Origin of the sequence: Nocardioides sp. NPDC057772 (assembly GCF_042798075.1) — a bacterium.
Classification (GTDB): Bacteria; Actinomycetota; Actinomycetes; order Propionibacteriales; family Nocardioidaceae; genus Nocardioides.
Map to the genome: position 1 here is coordinate 5,367 of NZ_JBHVKN010000063.1, position 19,853 is coordinate 25,219.

At 71.0% G+C, this 19,853-nt stretch carries 17 protein-coding genes and 1 pseudogene; all 18 read left to right on the forward strand.

Features of this window, described 5'->3' with window-relative positions; genetic code table 11:
- Positions 1-597 (forward strand): hypothetical protein (locus ACFVJS_RS12920; protein WP_378880442.1); only part of this gene is annotated, 597 nt, incomplete at its 5' end.
- 40 nt (positions 598-637) lie between these two features.
- A complete protein-coding gene (locus tag ACFVJS_RS12925; protein WP_378880445.1) occupies positions 638-1,603 on the forward strand; it encodes a carbohydrate ABC transporter permease in 966 nt (321 codons plus the stop codon).
- Positions 1,600-2,493: a carbohydrate ABC transporter permease gene (locus tag ACFVJS_RS12930; protein WP_378880448.1), complete on the forward strand. Its 894-nt coding sequence runs from the start codon at positions 1,600-1,602 to the stop codon at positions 2,491-2,493. Before ACFVJS_RS12925 ends, ACFVJS_RS12930 begins: the two co-directional genes overlap by 4 nt.
- A gap of 5 nt (positions 2,494-2,498) precedes the next feature.
- Positions 2,499-3,089, forward strand: coding sequence for a hypothetical protein (locus ACFVJS_RS12935; protein ID WP_378880451.1), 591 nt, complete (start codon positions 2,499-2,501; stop codon positions 3,087-3,089).
- On the forward strand, positions 3,086-4,159 hold the full coding sequence (locus ACFVJS_RS12940; protein WP_378880453.1) for a Gfo/Idh/MocA family protein: 1,074 nt from the start codon (positions 3,086-3,088) through the stop codon (positions 4,157-4,159). The genes ACFVJS_RS12935 and ACFVJS_RS12940 overlap by 4 nt, the downstream gene beginning before the upstream one ends.
- Entirely contained in the window at positions 4,150-5,100 is a 951-nt protein-coding gene (locus ACFVJS_RS12945) for a PmoA family protein (protein WP_378880456.1), read from the forward strand. Before ACFVJS_RS12940 ends, ACFVJS_RS12945 begins: the two co-directional genes overlap by 10 nt.
- Positions 5,097-5,843 (forward strand): cupin domain-containing protein, encoded by a 747-nt coding sequence (locus ACFVJS_RS12950; protein WP_378880459.1) that lies wholly within the window; start codon positions 5,097-5,099, stop codon positions 5,841-5,843. The genes ACFVJS_RS12945 and ACFVJS_RS12950 overlap by 4 nt, the downstream gene beginning before the upstream one ends.
- Positions 5,844-5,877: 34 nt before the next feature.
- Complete coding sequence (locus ACFVJS_RS12955) at positions 5,878-7,215, forward strand: Gfo/Idh/MocA family protein (protein WP_378880462.1); 1,338 nt, start codon at positions 5,878-5,880, stop codon at positions 7,213-7,215.
- Positions 7,212-8,192, forward strand: a complete 981-nt coding sequence (locus tag ACFVJS_RS12960; protein ID WP_378880465.1) for an acetylxylan esterase — start codon at positions 7,212-7,214, stop codon at positions 8,190-8,192. Before ACFVJS_RS12955 ends, ACFVJS_RS12960 begins: the two co-directional genes overlap by 4 nt.
- A gap of 118 nt (positions 8,193-8,310) precedes the next feature.
- The gene (rhaI, locus tag ACFVJS_RS12965) at positions 8,311-9,483 is read left to right on the forward strand and encodes an L-rhamnose isomerase (RefSeq protein WP_378880467.1); all 1,173 of its coding nucleotides are present in this window, start codon (positions 8,311-8,313) and stop codon (positions 9,481-9,483) included.
- A gap of 4 nt (positions 9,484-9,487) precedes the next feature.
- Entirely contained in the window at positions 9,488-10,333 is an 846-nt protein-coding gene (locus tag ACFVJS_RS12970; protein WP_378880470.1) for an alpha/beta hydrolase, read from the forward strand.
- A 22-nt stretch (positions 10,334-10,355) separates the two neighbouring features.
- Complete coding sequence (locus ACFVJS_RS12975; RefSeq protein ID WP_378880472.1) at positions 10,356-12,386, forward strand: bifunctional aldolase/short-chain dehydrogenase; 2,031 nt, start codon at positions 10,356-10,358, stop codon at positions 12,384-12,386.
- A 127-nt stretch (positions 12,387-12,513) separates the two neighbouring features.
- A complete protein-coding gene (locus tag ACFVJS_RS12980; protein WP_378880475.1) occupies positions 12,514-13,989 on the forward strand; it encodes a rhamnulokinase family protein in 1,476 nt (491 codons plus the stop codon).
- A 19-nt stretch (positions 13,990-14,008) separates the two neighbouring features.
- Positions 14,009-17,104, forward strand: coding sequence for a glycosyl hydrolase (locus ACFVJS_RS12985; protein WP_378880478.1), 3,096 nt, complete (start codon positions 14,009-14,011; stop codon positions 17,102-17,104).
- Positions 17,105-17,107: 3 nt separating this feature from the next.
- Positions 17,108-17,335, forward strand: a complete 228-nt coding sequence (locus tag ACFVJS_RS12990; RefSeq protein ID WP_378880480.1) for a helix-turn-helix domain-containing protein — start codon at positions 17,108-17,110, stop codon at positions 17,333-17,335.
- 9 nt (positions 17,336-17,344) lie between these two features.
- Complete coding sequence (locus ACFVJS_RS12995; protein ID WP_378880483.1) at positions 17,345-18,115, forward strand: (Fe-S)-binding protein; 771 nt, start codon at positions 17,345-17,347, stop codon at positions 18,113-18,115.
- A complete protein-coding gene (locus ACFVJS_RS13000; protein WP_378880485.1) occupies positions 18,112-19,545 on the forward strand; it encodes a lactate utilization protein B in 1,434 nt (477 codons plus the stop codon). The genes ACFVJS_RS12995 and ACFVJS_RS13000 overlap by 4 nt, the downstream gene beginning before the upstream one ends.
- Positions 19,542-19,853: pseudogene (locus ACFVJS_RS13005) on the forward strand (hypothetical protein); the annotation flags it as partial. The gene ACFVJS_RS13000 and the pseudogene ACFVJS_RS13005, both read left to right, overlap by 4 nt.

Genomic DNA, 19,853 nt, shown 5'->3' on the forward strand with positions numbered 1-19,853 from the left:
CCGCTGGAGGTCCGCCGTCGCATCGGCCCCCTGCTGCTCGCCCTCGGCGACCGCCCGGCCGCCCGCGACGTACAGGTCGACCCGCTCGACGGCTTCCAGGCCGGCGAGCAGGCCTCCTCGCTGACCTGGGACAACTTCCTGGCCGCGTACGACGCCGAGGTCGGCGTCGAGAACATCACGATGCTGCCGCTGCCCACGGGCGACAACGGCAAGAAGGAGATGTTCTGGAAGCCGGGCATGCTCTACTCCTCCGGCGCCAACACCGAGCACCCGGAGGAGGCGGCGAAGCTGATCAGCTTCCTGCTCAACGAGCCGGAGGTCGGCAAGATCTTCGGTACGTCCCAGGGCGTCCGCGCCGACAAGGAGCAGCGCGACGCGGTGCAGCCGGAGGCGGGCAGTGTCGATGCGGTGGTCACCGAGTTCGAGAAGACCGTCACGCCCGATGTCACCGCGAGCACCCCGGTCGCGATCAAGGGCTTCGGCACGATCGAGGCGGAGTGGCTGCGCCTGGCTCAGGAGCTCGACTACGGCAACGTCACCGAGAAGGAGTTCGCCGAGCAGTGGTTCGCCGAGGCCGAGTCGGCCACGGCCGAGTGACCCGACGCTGATCCTGACCACCTGACCAGAAGGACCAACGATGACCATCTCCTCGGCGCAGCCCACGCGGGCACCGAGGGCCGAGACCGTGCCCGTCGCCGCTCCTCCCAGGAAGCGGCGACGGGCCGGGAAGGAAGCCCTGGCCGGCTACGCCTTCCTCAGCCCCTGGCTCCTCGGCTTCCTCCTGCTGACCGCGGGCCCGATGCTGGCCTCCCTCTACCTCTCCTTCACCTCCTACAACCTCTTCACCTCTCCCAAGTGGATCGGTGTGGAGAACTACGCCGATCTGGCGGGCGACCCGCAGTTCCGGCAGTCGGTGAAGGTGACGCTGATCTACGTGCTGGTCGGCACGCCGATCAAGCTGATGGCGGCCCTGGCGATCGCGATGCTGCTGAACGCGCCTCGCAAGGGGCAGGGCTTCTACCGATCGGCGTTCTACGCTCCCTCGCTGATCGGCGCCTCGGTCTCGATCGCGATCGTGTGGCGGGCGATGTTCATCGACGACGGCATCGTGGACCGGCTCGGCCGCGGCGTCGGGCTCGAGGCCGGCGGCTGGGTCGGCAACCCGTCCTTCACCATGCCGATGTTCATCCTGCTCGCGACCTGGCAGTTCGGTGCGCCGATGGTGATCTTCCTGGCCGGGCTCAAGCAGGTTCCGGCCGAGCTCTACGAGGCCGCCTCGGTCGACGGCGCGGGCCCGGTCCGCAAGTTCGTCAGCATCACGCTGCCGATGCTCTCCCCGGTCATCTTCTTCAACCTGCTGCTCGAGACGATCAACGCGTTCCAGGTCTTTGCGTCGGCGCTGATCATCTCCAACGGCACCGGCGGGCCGGCCGGGTCGACCCTCTTCTACACGCTCTACCTCTATCAGCGCGGTTTCGAGGACTTCCGGATGGGCTACGCCTCCGCGATGGCGTGGGTGCTGGTCGCGGTCGTCGGCATCATCACCGCGATCTTCTTCAAGACCTCGAACGCGTGGGTCCACTACGGAGGTGAGTCCAAGTGAGCGCAGTCGCCGCACAGCACAAGTCGCCGGACGCAGAGGCGCGTCGGGCGAAGCAGGCCAAGATCGCCAAGTCGCTGGGCCACCACCTGCTGGTGCTCGCCATCGCGGTCGTCGTCCTCTACCCGGGCGTGTGGATGCTGCTCTCGGCGTTCAAGCCGTCCGAGGAGATCGTCGGCAACGTCAACCTCTTCCCCGAGACGTGGACGCTCGACAACTTCAGCACCGCCATGGACGGGATCGGCGGCGTCACCTTCTGGAGGTTCTTCCAGAACTCGATGCTGCTCGCGGTTGCCTCGGTGATCGGGATCGTGCTTTCTTCCTCGATCACCGCCTACGCGTTCGCGCGGATGGAGTTCCCGGGCCGCAACCTGTGGTTCGCGATGATGATCGGGACGCTGCTGCTTCCGTTCCACGTCGTGATCATTCCGCAGTACATCATGTTCAACAACGTCGGCATGGTGAACACGTTCTGGCCGCTGCTGCTCGGCAAGTTCCTGGCCACGGAGGCGTTCTTCGTCTTCTTGATGGTCCAGTTCATCCGTACGTTGCCGCGCGAGCTCGACGAGGCTGCCCGCGTCGACGGCGCCGGCCACGTACGCACCTTCTTCTCGATCATCCTGCCGCTGATGAAGCCCGCCCTGGTGACCTCGTCGATCTTCGGGTTCATCTGGACCTGGAACGACTTCCTCGGCCCGCTGCTCTACCTCAAGGACCCCAACCTCTACACACTCCCGGTGGCGCTGCGGCTCTTCGTCGACCAGACCTCGACCTCCGACTTCGGCGCACAGATGGCGATGGCCGTCCTGGCGCTGGTGCCAGTGATGATCTTCTTCCTCGTCTTCCAGCGCTACCTGGTCAGCGGGGTCGCCACCTCGGGTCTGAAGGGCTGATCGCCATGGCCCGACCGATCTCCCGTGCCGTGCACTCCGCCGGCTTCGCCCTCCTCGCCGAGACGATGCTCGTCGGCGTCGTGGTCCTGGTCGCGAGCATCCCGCTCGTCACGGCGCTCCCCGCGATCGCCGCCGGAGCGCGCCACCTGCGCCGTCACATCGACGGCGGCGACGACTCCGTCGGGGCACTGCTCCGGGACGTACGTCTCGGGATGGCTCGCCTCTGGAAGGCCGGGGTAGCGCTCCCGGCGCTGCTCGGGTTCCTCGCCTTCAACGCGTGGTTCCTCACCGCCAACCCGATCCCAGGTGGGCGGGTGATCGCCGCGGCCACGGTGGTGCTGATGGCCGGCGTCGTGGTGGTCGCGCTGCGGTTGGCGGGAACCTGGGACGGCGAGCCGCTGGGCTCGCCTCAGCTCCGGGCCGCGGCCCGCCGGGCGGGCCAGGACCTGCCCGGCTCGGCTCTGCTGGTCTCCGCGGTGGGCGTCACCGGCGTGCTCGTCTGGATGCTCACCCCGCTGGCCGTCGTCGTCGGAGGGTTGCTCGCCTTCGCCGCACTCTCCGTCGAGATCCGATTCGTATCAGGAAGGACGTCGTGACCAGCAAGCACATCGTCATCGGCACCGGGGCGATCGCGCACGCGCACGCCGCCGCCGTCATCGCCCAGGAGGGACGCGGCTCCCTCGTCCACGCGATCGACGTCGACGTCGCCCGGGCCGAGGAGTTCGCCGCCAAGCACGACATCGACCGGTGGGGGACTGACCTCGCCGAGGCCCTCGCCGAGCGGCCCGACCTGGCGCACGTGTGCACCCCACCGGGCACCCATGTGCCGCTGACCGTGCAGTGCCTGGAAGCTGGCGTACCCGTGCTCCTGGAGAAGCCGCCGGTGCTCAGCCTGGCCGAGATGGACGAGCTGGTCGCAGCCTCCGAACGCACCGGCGCGGACGTCGCGGTCGTCTTCCAGCACCGCTTCGGACGCGCCGCCCGCAGCATCGGAGCGCTGCTCGCCGAGGGTGCGTACGGCCGCCCGCTCGTCGCCACCTGCGACACCCTCTGGTTCCGGGCGCCGGCCTACTTCGAGGTGCCCTGGCGGGGGAAGTGGGAGGTCGAGGGCGGTGGTCCGACGATGGGTCACGGTATCCACCAGTTCGACCTGCTGCTCGCGCTCCTGGGGCCCTGGTCCGAGGTGACCGCGATGGCCGGACGGCAGGCGCGCGACACCCAGACCGAGGACGTCTCGACGGCGCTGGTCCGGTTCGAGAACGGTGCGATGGCGACGATCGTCAACTCGGTCGTCTCCCCGCGGGAGACCTCCACGATCCGCATCGACACCGAGCGCGCGACCATCGAGGTCGAGCACCTCTACGGCTATGCCGACCGCGATTGGACGATCACTCCCGCCCCCGGCGAGGAGGCGGTGCTGGACCTGTGGACGCCGACCGAGGACACCGCGCTGAGCGAGCACCGGTTCCAGGTCGCCGCGCTCATGGAGGCGATGGAACGGGGCGAGAAGCTCCCGGTGAGCCTGCAGGACGCCCGGGTGACGATGGAGCTCGTCGCCTCGATCTATGCCTCGGCCTTCACCGGCCAGGTCGTACGCCGCGGCGACATCGGCCCCGGCCACGACTTCTACGACAAGATGAACGGAAGTGGTGCGCCATGGGCCTGATCCTCGAGCACGACGACAGCGCGGTCTCCGTGGCGTACGGCGACGTGCCGCTGCTCCGCTACGTCTACCGTCCCGACGACGTCCAGCTGGAGTCGCCGCGTCCCTACCTGCACCCGCTGCGGACGCTGGCCGGTGACCTGGTCAGCCTCTTCCGCCCGCACGACCACGTCTGGCACAAGGGGATCACCTGGTCCCTGCCCGTAGTGGGCGAGCACAACTTCTGGGGCGGGCCGACCTACGTGCACGGGCAGGACTACGTCCAGCTCGACAACGACGGCTCGATGGACCACGCCGTCTTCACCGAGCTGAGCGGCACCGAGGATGCGGTGAGCCTCGCGCACGACCTGGTCTGGCACGCGCAGCCGCTGCCCGGGCAGCCCGTCGGCGCCGAGGTGATCCACGAGTCCCGGGCCCTCGGGGTGAGCGTGCCGGCGCCGGACGCCTGGGTCCTCACCTTCGCCACCACCATGACCAACGTCAGCGGCGACCACCTCGACATCGGCTCGCCGACGACGAGGGGTCGCGAGAACGCCGGCTACGGCGGTCTCTTCTGGCGCGGTCCGCGCGACTTCACCGGCGGCACCATCCTGCTGCCCGGCCGGGCCGGGGGAGAGGAGCTGCGCGGCGTGCGGGCCGAGTGGGCCGGCTTCTCCGGACGTCACGACGGCACCTCGGCGTCCTCGTCCCTGGTGATGGTCGACGAGGCGACCAACCCGGTGCACCCGCCGCAGTGGTTCGCCCGCAACGAGTGGTTCGCGGCGCTGTGCCCCGCACCGTTCTTCAGCGAGGAGGTCCCGTTCCCGCCGGGTTCGACGCTGAGCTTCCGCTACGCGGTCGTCATCGCCGACGGCGAGGCGGACCCCGAGCGGGGCGAGGCGCTCGCCGAGCTCGGCCGGGCGGCCCTCAAGCACTCGGCCCCGAAGGATCGGCAGAGCGCATGAGCACGCCCCGGCCGGTCTTCCCCGGCGGCACCTCGGTCAGCTGGCTCCGTGTCTACGACTGGCCCGCACCCGACGGTGCCGGGCTGGCCGGCAGCGGCACCCCGCACCTGCACACCGCCTCGGCGGAGGGGTACGTCGTCGTCGGCGGCACCGGGAGCGTACAGACGCTGAGTGCGGAAGGCTATGCCGAGCACCGGCTGGACCCGGGCGCCATCGTCTGGTTCACCCCTGGCGTCGTCCACCGGCTGGTCAACGACGGCAACCTCAGCCTGGTCGTGGTGATGTCCAACGCCGGGCTGCCCGAGGCGGGCGACGCCGTCCTGACCTTCCCGGCCGACGTGCTGGCCGACCCGGAGCGCTACCGGGCCGCGGCGACCCTGCCCGCCCAGTCCGAGGACAGCACCGACGACGCGACCGTCGCCGCCGCGGCCCGGGCCCGGCGCGATCTCGCCCTCGAGGGCTACGCCGAGCTGCGCGACCGGGTCGAACGCGAGGGCGGCGCCGCTCTCGACGACCTGCACGCCGCCGCGGCCCGGCTGGTCTCCGGCCGGGTCCCCGCCTGGCGCGAGATCGTGCGCGACGGGGTGGAGCGTACGACCTCGGCGACCCTCGACGCGCTCCGCTCCCTCGCCGCCGGCGACGGCACCCACCTGGCCGGCGCGAGCGTCGCCGCCACGACCGCGCGGTCCGGGCCCGAGCGCTACGGCATGTGCGGCCGGCTGCGCACCTTCGACCTCCCCTGATACCTGCGAGAGACTGATCCGAGAGGACGGCCCCATGACCACCCGCCGCTACGCCATCATCGGCACCGGCCACCGCGTGGAGATGTACGTCGACGCCCTGGCCGGCTCCCACGCCGACGCCGGCGAGCTCGTCGCCCTGTGCGACCCCAACCAGACCCGGGTCGGCTACTACCGGGACCGCTGGGCGGAGCGCACCGCGCCCGATCGCCCGGCGCCGGCGACCTACGGCTCCTTCGAGCGGATGCTCGAGGAGGCCCGGCCGGACGTGCTCATCGTGACCACGGTCGACCGGTTCCACGCCCAGTACGTCATCGCCGGGCTCGAACGCGGCCTCGACGTGCTCTGCGAGAAGCCGCTGACCATCGACGAGGAGGGTTGTCGCGCCATCGCCGAGGCCGCCGCGGCGAGCAGCGGCGAGCTGGTGGTGACCTTCAACTACCGCTACTCGCCGCGCAACAGCGTCGTGAAGGAGCTGCTGCTCGACGGCGCGATCGGCCGGGTCACCTCGGTCCACTTCGAGTGGGTGCTCGACACCGTCCACGGCGCCGACTACTTCCGCCGCTGGCACCGGCAGAAGGCCAACAGCGGTGGCCTGCTCGTGCACAAGGCTGCCCACCACTTCGACCTGGTCAACTGGTGGCTCGCCGACACCCCCGACACCGTCGCCGCCCTCGGCCGCCGGGCGTTCTACGGTCCGGGACCGGTGGCCGAGACACATCGTGGCGCCAGCCCCGACCCGTTCGCCCTCGACCTCGCCGACGACCCCCGGCTGGCCGCGCTCTACGGGGAGGCCGCGCACGCCGAGGACGGCTACGTACGCAATCAGGACGTGTTCGGCGACGGCATCGACATCGAGGACAACATGGCCCTCCTGGTCGGCTACGAGGGCGGCCCGATGCTGAGCTACTCCCTCAACGCGCACTCGCCGTGGGAGGGCTACCGCGCCGTCTTCAACGGCACCGAGGGACGGCTGGAGCTGAACGTCGTCGAGCGCGCCGAGGTCACCGCCGACGGCACGCAGGTCGTCGACCCGAGCGCCCGCCCGGACGCCGTCGACGGTGACGCCGAGGTGCGCCCGCTCGGCACCGAGCTGGTGCTGCAGCGCCACTGGGAGCCCGCTCGCCGCATCGAGGTACCCGAATCCGACACCGGTCACGGCGGTGGCGACGAGCTGCTCCTCGACCACCTCTTCCGCGGCGCAGAGATCGACCCGCTGGGCCTGCGCGCGGGCTACCGCGACGGCATCCGCAGCGTCCTGGTCGGGGCCGCCGCCAACCGCGCCATCGCCGAGCAGCGACTGGTGCGCGTCTCCGAGCTGGGCGTGCGCCCATCGGCCTATCGATCCGCCCCCGCCCCGGAGTACGCCCGATGACCCACTTCGATCTCTCGCTCGACGACCTGTGGTCCTACAAGCCGGACCTGGCGATCCCGGCGGACTTCGACGACTTCTGGTCGAGCACGCTGACCGAGCTGCGCTCCCGCCCTCTGGATGTGCACCGCGAGCGGGTCGCGACCGGGCTGCGCACCGTGGAGACGTACGACCTCTCCTTCGCCGGCTGGGGCGGCGCCCGGATCGACGCCTGGCTGGTCCTGCCCGCTCATCGTGAGCAGGGGGAGAGGCTGCCGGCGGTGGTCGAGTACATCGGCTACAACGGCGGCCGCGGCCTCCCGCACGAGCGGCTGACCTGGGCCTCGGCCGGCTACGCCCACCTGGTCATGGACACTCGCGGCCAGGGCAGCGGTCACGCCATCGGCTCGACCCCCGACCCGGAGGGCGGCTCCGGGCCGTCGGTCCCGGGCTTCATGACCCAGGGCATCGCCGACCCGCAGGCCTACTACTACCGCCGGGTCTTCGGCGACGCCGTCCGTGCGGTCGACGTCGCTCGCGAGCTGCCCGAGATCGACAACGACCGGATCACCGTCTCCGGCGGCAGCCAGGGCGGTGGGATCACCCTCGCCGTCGCCGGTCTCGTGCCCGGGCTGATGGCGGCGATGGTCGACGTGCCGTTCCTCTGCTCGTTCCGCAGGGCCACCGAGATCACCGACGACGAGCCGTACGCCGAGATCGTGCGCTACCTCGCCGCCCATCGCGACCAGGTGGAGCGGGTCTTCGAGACGCTCGCCTACTTCGACGGCGTCCACCTGGGATCGCAGGCCACCGCGCCGGCCCTGTTCTCCGTCGCGCTGCGCGACCAGACCTGCCCGCCGTCCACGGTGTTTGCCGCGTACAACCACTACGCGGTGACCGACAAGGACATCCGGGTGTGGCACTACAACGAGCACGAGGGTGGTGCCCAGGCCCAGGTGGCCGAGCAGCTCGCCTGGCTGGCACCGCGCGCGGGTCTATGAAACGCACCTAATCCGCCGCATCTCTTGACGCAAGTGACGCGCGCCACTAACGTCAGAAGCGCGCGTTGAAACCTTTCAAAACAGGCTCAGAATGACTCGCAAAGAAAGAGGCTCTCCGATGACGACGTTCGACCAGATCTCGGGCGACCTGGCCGCCCTCGAGATCGAGGTCCCCTCGTGGGCCTACGGAAACTCGGGGACCCGGTTCAAGGTCTTCGGCACCCCCGGCACTCCGCGCACCCCCAAGGAGAAGGTCGCCGACGCGGCCACCGTCCACCGCTTCACCGGCCTGGCGCCGAGCGTCGCGCTGCACATCCCGTGGGACAAGGTCGAGGACTACGCCGCCCTGCGCGCCTACGCCGAGGATCAGGGGATCGCGCTCGGCACGATCAACTCCAACACCTTCCAGGACGACGACTACAAGCTCGGCGCGCTCACCCACACCGACGCCAAGATCCGGCAGAAGGCCATCGACCACCACTTCGAGTGCATCGAGGTGATGAACGCGACCGGCTCGCGAGATCTGAAGATCTGGCTCGCCGAGGGCTCCAACTACCCGGGCCAGGCCGACATGCGCGGCCGCCAGGACCGGCTCGCCGAGTCCCTTGCGACGATCTACGACCGCCTCGGCGACGACCAGCGCCTCGTGCTCGAATACAAGTTCTTCGAGCCGGCCTTCTACCACACCGACGTGCCCGACTGGGGCACCTCGTTCGCCCAGGTCAACGCGCTCGGCGACCGGGCCGTCGTCTGCCTCGACACCGGCCACCACGCGCCCGGCACCAACATCGAGTTCATCGTGATGCAGCTGCTGCGACTGGGGAAGCTCGGCTCCTTCGACTTCAACAGCCGCTTCTACGCCGACGACGACCTGATCGTCGGTGCGGCGGACCCGTTCCAGCTCTTCCGCATTCTCGTCGAGGTCGTTCGCGGCGGCGGGTTCAAGCCGGTGAAGGAGGGCGGCGTCACCTTCATGCTCGACCAGTGCCACAACATCGAGAAGAAGATCCCGGGCCAGATCCGCTCGGTGCTCAACGTCCAGGAGATGTCCGCCCGGGCGCTCCTCCTCGACACCGAAGCCCTCGCCCAGGCGCAGGAGGACGGCGACGTACTCCTGGCCAACGAGATCTTCATGGACGCCTTCTACACCGACGTACGCGCCGACCTCGGCGGGTGGCGCGAGGAGCGCGGCCTCCCGGCGAATCCGATGCGGGCCTTCCTGGAGTCCGGCTACCAGGAGAAGATCGAGATCGACCGCGCCGGCGGTGCCCAGGCCGGTTGGGGCGCGTGACCCCATGACCTCCTCCGACCAGATGCTCGACGGTCCGCACGGGCCGCTCAGAGTGCGGATCTACCCGGCCGCGGACCCGGCCGGCCAGCTCCTCGTCTGGGCGCACGGCGGCGGGTTCGCGGCGGGCGACATCGACATGCCCGAGGCCGACTGGGTCGCGCAGGCGTTCGCCGCCCGCGGGATCACGGTCGTATCGGTCGACTACGCCCTGGCACCGATCACGGCCGGATCACGGTGGACCGACGTCGAGCCGCGAGCCGGCGTGCATCACCCGGTCGCATCGGAGGAGGTCGGCTTCGCCTTCGCCTGGGCCCGCGACCAGGCGTCCACGTGGGATGCGGACCCGGCCAGGGTCGCACTCGGCGGCGCGAGCGCGGGGGCGAACCTCGCGACCGGCGCCATCGTGCGGCTGATGCAGGGCGGCGGCGTCGTCCCGGCCCTCGCCGTGCTCGCCTACCCGACGCTGCACGCCGTGCAGCCGCCCGTCCCCGCGGACCTGGCGTCGGCGATCGCGGCGGCCGGACTCAACGATCAGTTCCCGCCCGAGACGATGCGCGTGATGTACGAGAACCTCCTCGGCGGACCCGTCGACGGTGCCGACATCGTCGCGGTCCCCGGCAGCGCGACGGCCGAGCAGCTCCGTGGCTTCCCCGCGACCGTCATCGTCGCGAGCGAGGTCGACGAGCTCCGTGTCTCTGGCGAGGCCTTCGCTGCGACGCTCGAGTCCGCCGGCGTCGACGTCGCCTTCACCATCGAGCCCGGCACCCAGCACGGCCATCTCAATCGCCCCGACGAACCGGGTGCCACCACCACGATCGACGCGTTCGCCGCACGGATCGCCGAACTCTGACCCATCTCACGAGAGAGACACAATGACCACCGCTGAAGACCTGATCGCGCGGTCGAACCGCCTCGGATCCGACCCGAAGAACACCAACTACGCCGGCGGCAACACCTCCGCCAAGGGCACCGCGACCGACCCGGTGACCGGCCAGGACGTCGAGCTGCTCTGGGTGAAGGGCTCCGGCGGTGACCTCGGCACCCTGAAGGAGAGCGGCCTCGCCGTGCTCCGGCTCGACCGGATGCGCGCGCTCGTCGACGTCTACCCGGGCGTCGAGCGCGAGGACGAGATGGTCGCCGCGTTCGACTACTGCCTGCACGGCAAGGGTGGCGCGGCGCCGTCGATCGACACCGCCATGCACGGCCTCGTCGACGCCAAGCACGTCGACCACCTCCACCCCGACTCCGGCATCGCGATCGCGACGGCCGCCGACGGCGAGGCCCTGACCACCACGATCTTCGGCGACCAGGTCGTCTGGGTCCCGTGGCGCCGCCCCGGCTTCCAGCTCGGTCTCGACATCGCCGAGATCAAGGCGAAGAACCCGCAGGCGGTCGGCTGCATCCTCGGCGGCCACGGCATCACCGCCTGGGGCGACACCTCCGAGGAGGCCGAGAAGAACTCGCTCTGGATCATCGACACCGCCGCCGCCTACATCGCCGAGCACAGCAAGGCGGAACCGTTCGGACCCGCGCTCGAGGGCTACGCGGCCCTCCCGGAGCAGGAGCGGCGTACGAAGGCAGCGGCCCTGGCGCCGACGATCCGCGGCATCGCCTCGGCGGATCAGCCGATGGTCGGCCACTTCGACGACTCCGAGGTGGTCCTCGACTTCCTGGCCCACGAGGCCCACCCGCGGCTGGCCGAGCTCGGCACGTCCTGCCCCGACCACTTCCTGCGCACCAAGGTGAAGCCGCTGGTCCTCGACCTCCCGGCCACCGCGACCGTCGAGGAGAGCGTCGCCCGGCTGAAGGAGCTCGCGGTGAGCTACCGCGAGGACTACCAGGCCTACTACGACCGGCACAAGGACGCGAACAGCCCCGCCATCCGCGGCAAGGACCCGCTCATCGTCCTGGTCCCCGGTGTCGGCATGTTCTCCTTCGGCAAGAACAAGCAGACGGCCCGGGTCGCGGGCGAGTTCTACATCAACGCGATCAACGTGATGCGTGGCGCCGAGGGGCTCTCGACGTACGCCCCGATCGACGAGTCGGAGAAGTTCCGGATCGAGTACTGGGCGCTCGAGGAGGCCAAGCTCCAGCGGATGCCCGCGCCCAAGCCCCTGGCGACCCGGGTCGCGCTCGTCACGGGTGCGGCCTCCGGCATCGGCAAGGCGACCGCGAAGCGGCTCGCCGCCGAGGGTGCCTGCGTCGTGATCGCCGACCTCGACCTGGCCAAGGCCGAGGCGGCGGCCGCCGAGATCGGCAACAGCGATGTGGCCGTCGGGCTGGCCGCCGACGTCTCGAACGAGGCCGCAGTGCAGGCGATGTTCGACGCCGCGGTGCTTGCCTTCGGTGGTGTCGACCTGATCGTCAACAACGCGGGCCTGTCGTTGTCCAAGTCGCTGCTGGAGACCACCGAGCGCGACTGGGACCTCCAGCACGACGTGATGGCCAAGGGCTCGTTCCTGGTCTCCAAGGCCGCCGCCAAGGTGCTGATCGAGCAGGAGATGGGCGGCGACATCGTCTACATCTCGTCGAAGAACTCGCTCTTCGCCGGCCCGAACAACGTGGCCTACGGTGCTGCGAAGGCGGACCAGGCCCACCAGGTCCGGCTGCTCGCCGCCGAGCTCGGCGAGCACGGCATCAAGGTCAACGGCATCAATCCCGACGGCGTGGTCCAGGGCTCCGGCATCTTCGCCGGCGGCTGGGGCGCCAAGCGCGCCGAGGTCTACGGGGTCAAGGAGGAGGAGCTCGGCAAGTTCTACGCCCAGCGCACCCTGCTCAAGCGCGAGGTGCTCCCGGAGAACATCGCCAACGCCGTCTTCGTGCTCTGCGGCCCCGACCTGACCCACACCACCGGTCTGCACGTCCCCGTCGACGCCGGCGTCGCGGCGGCGTTCTTGCGATGAGTGGGTCACGCATGTTCATCGAGGTATGCAGCCGACCCGATGCTTCCCAAGCGGAGCTCCCCGTGGGAAGCGCAGGTTGGTCTGCATACCTTGACGAACCGACGCCGCCGACCCCGAGGAGCCACCCGTGACCGTACGCGTCGCCGCGGTCGACCTGGGCGCCACCTCCGGCCGGGTGATGTCCGGCCGGATCGGTGGTCGCCGGGTCGAGCTGGACGAGATGCACCGCTTCCCGAACGGAGCGGTACGTGTCCGCGGCTCGCTCTTCTGGGACGTACTCGGGATCCACCGGGAGGTGCTCGCGGGCATCCGCGAGGTCGCCGGGACCGGACCGTTGCACGGCATCGGGATCGACTCCTGGGCCATCGACCACGGCCTGCTCGACCACGACGGCCAGCTCCTCGGCCAGGTCTTCAGCCACCGCGACGCCCGCGTCGAGGGGATCGCGGAGAAGGTCGTCGCCCAGGTCGGCGCGGCCACGCTCTACGCCACGACCGGCATCCAGCAGCTGCCGTTCAACACGATCTACCAGCTCGTCGCTGCGCGAGGGACCACCGCCCTCGACTCCGCCGAGACGATGTTGCTGCTGCCGGACCTGCTGGGCTACTGGCTGACCGGCGCCGTCGGCGCGGAGCGCACCAACGCCTCGACCACCCAGCTCTACGACGTCCGCCACGGCGCCTGGGCGGTCGACCTGTGCCAGGAGCTCGGGCTTCCCGAAGGGATCCTCCCTCCCCTTCGGGACCCGGGCTCCCTCCTCGGCCCGCTGCTGCCCGACGTCGCCGAAGATCTGGGGGCATCGGCCGACGTGCCCGTGGTCGCGGTGGGCTCGCACGACACCGCCTCGGCCGTCGTCGCGGTTCCGGCGGAGACGCGCGACTTCGCCTACATCTCCTCGGGCACATGGTCGCTGGTCGGCCTCGAGCTCGACCGACCCGTGCTGACCGAGGAGGCCCGGCTCGCCGACTTCACCAACGAGGTCGGCGTCGACGGCACCATCCGCTTCCTCAAGAACGTGATGGGCCTGTGGGTGCTGTCCGAGTCGCTGCGGTCCTGGAGCGAGCGGCGCTACCAGGGCGCCGAGCTGCGCCCGCTGATCGCGGCCGCGGCGGAGCTCGAGCCGCTGCGTACGGTGGTCGACATCAACGACCCGCGGCTGCTCTTCCCGAGCACCTCGGCCGACCCGATGCCGGAGCGGATCGCCGCGTTGGCCGCGGAGTCCGACGAGGCGGTGCCGCACTCGCCGGCCGCGATCACCCGCTGCATCCTCGACAGCCTCGCCGTCGCGTACCGCCGCCACGTCCGCGCCGCGGCCGCTCTCGCGGGCACCTCACCCGAGGTCGTCCACGTGGTCGGCGGCGGTACGCAGAACGAGCTGCTCTGCCAGCTCACCGCCGACGCCTGCGGCCTGCCGGTCCTCGCCGGTCCGGTCGAGGCGGCCGCGCTCGGCAACGTCCTGGTCCAAGGCCGTGCTCTCGGGGCCGACCTGCCCGACCTGCCCGCGATGCGGGACCTCGTCCGCCGCTCCTACGACGTACGCCGCTTCGAGCCGCGCGACGGCCTCGACTGGGCCGCCGCCGAGGCCCGCATCTCCCGATCCTGAACGACCCGAAGGCCCCGACATGACCCACTCCCTGCCCGCCGCCCGGCTCAGCCGGCGCGCGCTCTTCGGCGCCGCTGCCGCCACGCTCGGCACCGCCGCCGTCGCCGGTGCGACCGGCACCACGCCCGCGCAGGCCGCCGAAGCCGCGGCGTCGACCGGACTTCCGGACGGCTTCGTCAAGGCGTTCCGCAAGCCGGGAACCGCCACTGCCGCCGGCTTCCGCTGGTGGTGGCCGCACGGCCTGGTGGACCCCGTGGAGATCGCCCGCGAGGTCGACCAGGTCGCCGACGCCGGCTTCGGCGTGCTGGAGATCGCCGACGTCACCCACAGCCTGCGCGCCCGCGACATCGACATCGACGTCGCGACGTACGGCTGGGGGAGTGCCCCCTGGGTGGCCGGCGTGAAGGCGGCCCTCGCCCAGGCCGCGAAGCGCGGGGTCCGGATCGACGTGACGGTAGGCCCGTCGTGGCCCGCCGCGGTCCCGACGATCACGCCCGACGACGAGGCGGCCTGCACCGAGCTGGTGCACGGGCAGGCGACGCTTCTCGCCGGGGCGACGTACGACGCCGCGCTTCCCGAGCCCGTCGTCGAGCCGGCGTCGTCGGTGACCCGCGCCGAGCTGGTGACCGTGCAGGCCCATCGCGTCACCGGCTACGTACGCGACCGCAACAACAACATCACCAGCACGATCCTCGACCCGGCGTCCTACCTCGACCTGAGCGGCGAGATCGACGGCGACCACCTCACCTGGACCGCGCCGGCCGAGCCGGCCGGTGCCACCTGGGTGCTGCTCGCCACCTGGCAGCGCGGGTCGGGCCAGGAGCCCGAGGCCGGCCCGCACACCTCGCCACGCTCCTACGTCGTCGACCACTTCAGCCGCCGCGGCGCGCAGAAGGTGATCGACCTGTGGCAGGACCGCGTGCTCGACGGCGAGATGCGGACCCTGCTCCGGAAGGCCGGCGGCCACCTCTTCGAGGACTCCCTCGAGATCGAGACCGAGGCGACGATCTGGACCCGCGACCTCCTCGACGAGTTCCAGGCGAAGCACGGCTACGACCTGCGGCCATGGCTTCCGTTCGTGCTGGAGAAGGAGGAGAAGTACCAGTTCTCCCTGGCCGCCGCCGACGCCACGACCGCGGACAGCCTGCGCACCAACGAGATCCGTGACGACTACAACATCGTCCTCTCCGACCTCTACCGCGACCAGCACCTGCGCCCGATGCAGGAGTTCGCCAAGACGCTCGGCATGGGCATCCGGATCCAGCCCTACGGGCTCGAGACCGACACCATGCAGCACGCGGCGGTGATCGACGTCCCGGAGACCGAGTCGCTCGGCTTCAAGAACCTCGACGACTACCGGGTCATGGCAGCCGGCCGCGACCTCGCCGGCCACACGGTGCTCTCCTGCGAGGCGATCTGCTACAACGGCGCCGCCTACAACACGACCTGGGGCGCCAACAGCACCAGCCCCACCGCACAGAACCAGGCGCTGTTCACGATCAACAGCATCTTCGTCGCCGGCGTGAACCAGCTGATGATCCACGGCTTCCCCTACGCCAAGGCGCCCGAGGTCACCTGGCCGGGCTTCGCCGCCTTCTCGCCCTACTACAACAACGCCATCGGTTTCGGCGAGGCCTGGGGCCCGCGCACGCCGCAGTGGCGGCACATCCCCGGCATCGCCGCCTACCTCGCCCGCACCCAGCTGGTCCTGCAGACCGGGACGCCGAAGTACGACGTCGCGTTCTGGCGCCACAAGGGCTGGGCCTCGACCGGCATCGGCCCGCAGTGGATCACCAACAACGGCACCAAGCTCGGCTGGTCGCACTCCTTCGTGAGTGCCTCGCTGCTCGCGCTCGACGGTCTCGACGTCGCCGACGGTCGGCTGGCGCCGGACGGCCCTGCCTACAAGGCGGTCGTCGTCGGCCCCGACAACCTGCGCGGCAACGCCTTCACGATCGAGATCGACGGCGCGAAGCGGCTGGTCGCGCTCGGCCGCAAGGGCCTGCCGATCGTGCTCATCGGCGACTGGTCGCAGGTGACGGCCGCCGGCCGCGACGACGCCGCGGCGACCGCCGAGGTCCGTGCGCTGATGGCCCAGATCGGCGCCCTGCCGACCACGCGCACCGTCCCCGAGGCGGAGGTCGGCAACGCGCTGGCCGCCCTCGGTGTCGTACGCGACGTCGAGCACGCCGACTCCACGGTGATGCACGTCCGCCGGGTCGTCGGTGACGTCGACCTCTACTACCTCGCCAACGCCAGGCACGCCGAGAACCGGCGGCTCAACCCGGTGCAGCAGGACATCTGGCTGACCGCGACCGACCGCGCCGCCGTCCCCTGGCTGCTGGACGCCTGGACCGGTCGGGTCACCAGGATCGCCGGCTACGAGCGCGCCGGCGACCGGGTCCGGGTCCGGGTCGACCTCGTGCCCGGGCAGTCCACCGTGGTCGCGCTCGCGGCCCCGGCCGCGGGTGTGGCCCGCTCCGTTCTCCCCGTCGCCACCGCTGGCCAGGCCGTGGTGGCGCGGGGCGCCAACGTCGCGCTGCGCACGACGACCGCCGGGACGTTCGAGCTCACCGAGCCGACCGGGCGCACGGTGAGCGTCGCCGTCGCACGGGTCCGCGAGCCCGTGGTGCCGGCGTCATGGAGCCTCGAGCTCGAGGACTGGAAGCCGGCGAACCCGGCCGACCCGAAGGACCTCGCCACCACGAAGGAGGTCATCGCACGCGACCTCGCCGAGCTTCAGTCCTGGTCCAAGGTCGCCGGTCTCGAGGACGCCTCTGGCGTCGGTCGCTACCGCACCACCGTCGACCTCGGCACCGACTGGACCGCGGACGACGGCGCCTTCCTGGAGCTCGGCGAGGTCAACGACACCTTCCGCGTCCACGTCAACGGCGAGCTGCTGCCGCCGTGCGACCCGATGGACCCGGTCGTCGACCTCGGCCACGCGCTGCGCCCCGGCCCCAACACGATCGAGGTGGAGGTCGCCTCGACCCTGCTCAACCGGCTGCGCACCGTCACACCGTCGGTCTACGGGGTGGCGGCCCGACAGAGCTACGGGCTCGCCGGGCCCGTGCGCCTGGTGCCCTACGTCATCACCACGCTGAGACAGGAGTGAACCGTGGCAGCCTCGGGCGGCGTACGACCTTCCTCTCCCACCGACCTCCCGAAGGACGAGGTGGAGGTGCTGGCGCTGTTCGCCCGGGGCTACACGATCGAGCGGATCGCGCGGGCGCTGGGCGTCTCCGAGCGCACCGTGCGGAGGCGCCTGCGGGCGGCTGCCGACGCGCTCGGTGCGGGGACGAGCGTGGAGGCCGTCGTGCGGGCCGTACGCACAGGACTCATCTGAACTGATTTGATGGCACAACACACGAAGGAGGCATGCCGGATGCGAGTCGCGCTGATGGTCACCTGCATCAACGACGCCCTCTACCCGCGCACCGGGCAGGCCGTCGTACGCCTCCTGCGGCGGCTCGGCGTCGAGGTCGACTTCCCGCAGGCGCAGACCTGCTGCGGGCAACCGATGGTCAACACCGGCTACCTGGACGAGGCGGTCCCGGTGGTGCGTACGTTCGTGGACGCCTTCGCCGGCTACGACGCCATCGTGACCCCGTCGGGGTCGTGCGCCGGCTCGGCGCGGCACCAGCACTCGATCGTGGCCCGCCGCTCCGGCGACTCGGCCCTTCAGGAGGCCGTCGCGGAGGTCGGTCCCAAGGTCTACGAGCTCTCCGAGTTCCTCGTCGACGTGCTCGGGGTGACCGACGTCGGTGCCTACTACCCGCACCGGGTGACCTACCATCCGACCTGCCACTCGCTGCGGATGCTGGGAGTCGGCGACCGGCCACGCCGGCTGCTCGAGGCGGTGCGCGGGATCCGGCTGGTCGACCTGCCCGGAGCCGACCAGTGCTGCGGCTTCGGCGGCACGTTCGCGGTCAAGAACGCCGACACCTCGGTCGCGATGGGCGCCGACAAGGCCCGCCACATCCGCGAGACCGGCGCCGAGATCGTGGTCGCCGGCGACAACTCCTGCCTGACCCACATCGGCGGTGTGCTCTCCCGGCAGCGCTCGGGCGTGCGCACCGTCCATCTTGCCGAGATCCTCGCCTCGACCGAAGGAGAGGTGCGATGAGCGGCACGTTCGTCGGCATGCCGGCCTTCCCAGCGGCCGCGCGGGAGGCCCTCGCTGACTCCCAGCTGCGCCACAACCTCGCCCACGCGACCGGCACCATCCGCGCCAAGCGGGCCAAGGTCGTCGCCGAGGTCGAGGACTGGGAGGAGCTGCGCCTGGCCGGTGCCGCGGTGAAGGAGCGAGCACTGCTCGACCTGGAGACCCAGCTCGTACGCCTCGAGGAGACCCTCACCGCCAACGGCGCCACCGTCCACTGGGCCCGTGACGCCGCCGAGGCCAATGCGATCGTCGCCTCGATCGCCAAGGCGCACGCCGCCGAGGAGGTGGTGAAGGTCAAGTCGATGGTGACCCAGGAGATCGGGCTCAACGAGGCGCTCGCCGCCGACGGCATCGCGGCCTGGGAGACGGACCTGGCGGAGCTGATCGTGCAGCTCGGCGACGATCTGCCCTCGCACATCCTGGTGCCGGCGATCCACCGCAACCGGGCCGAGATCCGGGAGATCTTCCGCTCCAGGATGGCCGCCGCGGGCCGGCCGGCGCCGGAGGATCTGACCGACGAGCCGGCAGTGCTGGCGGCCGCGGCCCGGCTGCATCTGCGTGAGAAGTTCCTGCGCGCCAAGGTCGGCGTCTCCGGCGCCAACTTCGCGGTCGCCGAGACCGGGTCGCTGGTCGTGGTGGAGTCCGAGGGCAACGGCCGGATGTGCCTGACCCTGCCCGAGGTGCTGGTCTCGGTGGTCGGCATCGAGAAGGTCGTCTCGCGCTGGGAGGACCTCGACCCTCTGCTGAGACTGCTGCCGAGGTCCTCGACCGGCGAGCGGATGAACCCCTACACGTCGGTGTGGTCCGGCGTCACCCCTGGCGACGGCCCGCAGGAGGTCCACGTCGTCCTGCTCGACAACGGCCGCACCCGCGCGCTCGCCGACGAGGTCGGCCGGCAGGCGCTGCGCTGCATCCGCTGCTCGGCCTGCCTCAACGTGTGCCCGGTCTACGAGCGCACGGGCGGCCATGCGTACGGCTCGGTCTATCCGGGTCCGATCGGCGCCATCTTGAACCCGCTGCTGCGCGGTGTCGGTCACGACGAGCAGACCGACTCCCTGCCGTACGCCTCGACCTTGTGCGGCGCCTGCTTCGAGGTCTGCCCGGTACGCATCGACATCCCCTCCGTCCTGGTCGACCAGCGCGCCCAGGTGGTCGACGCCCACCGGCGGGGGATGCCGAAGCCGGAGGCCGCGGCGATGAAGGGCGCGGCGTACGTCCTGGGGCGCTCGCGCCGCCTCTCCGCCCTCGAGCGCCTCACCGGTCTCGGGATGCGCTTCGCGCGCCGCTTCGGCCCCACCGCCTGGACCGGCGCGCGCGACCTGCCCGAGGCGCCGGGGGAGAGCTTCCGGGCCTGGTGGCAACGGACCAATGGCGGAAAGGACGACGCATGACCGAGGCACGCACCGAGATCCTCGCCCGGGTCCGTGAGGCCCTGGCCGGCTCGGCGGTCGAGCTTCCCGAGCCGCCGACGCCGAGGGACGCCGCGCCCCTCGTGACCGCCGACGTCATCGAACTCTTCGCCGAGCGGGTGGCCGACTACCGTGCCGTCGTCGAGCGCTGCGGCATCGACGAGGTCGAGGAACGGGTCGCGGCCGCTCTTCCGCCCGGCGAGGTCGTGGTTCCGCCAGGGGGTGAGGCGACCCGGTGGATCCAGGACCGGGCCAACGAGATCATCGCGGGCGGACTGAAGGAGGTCCGG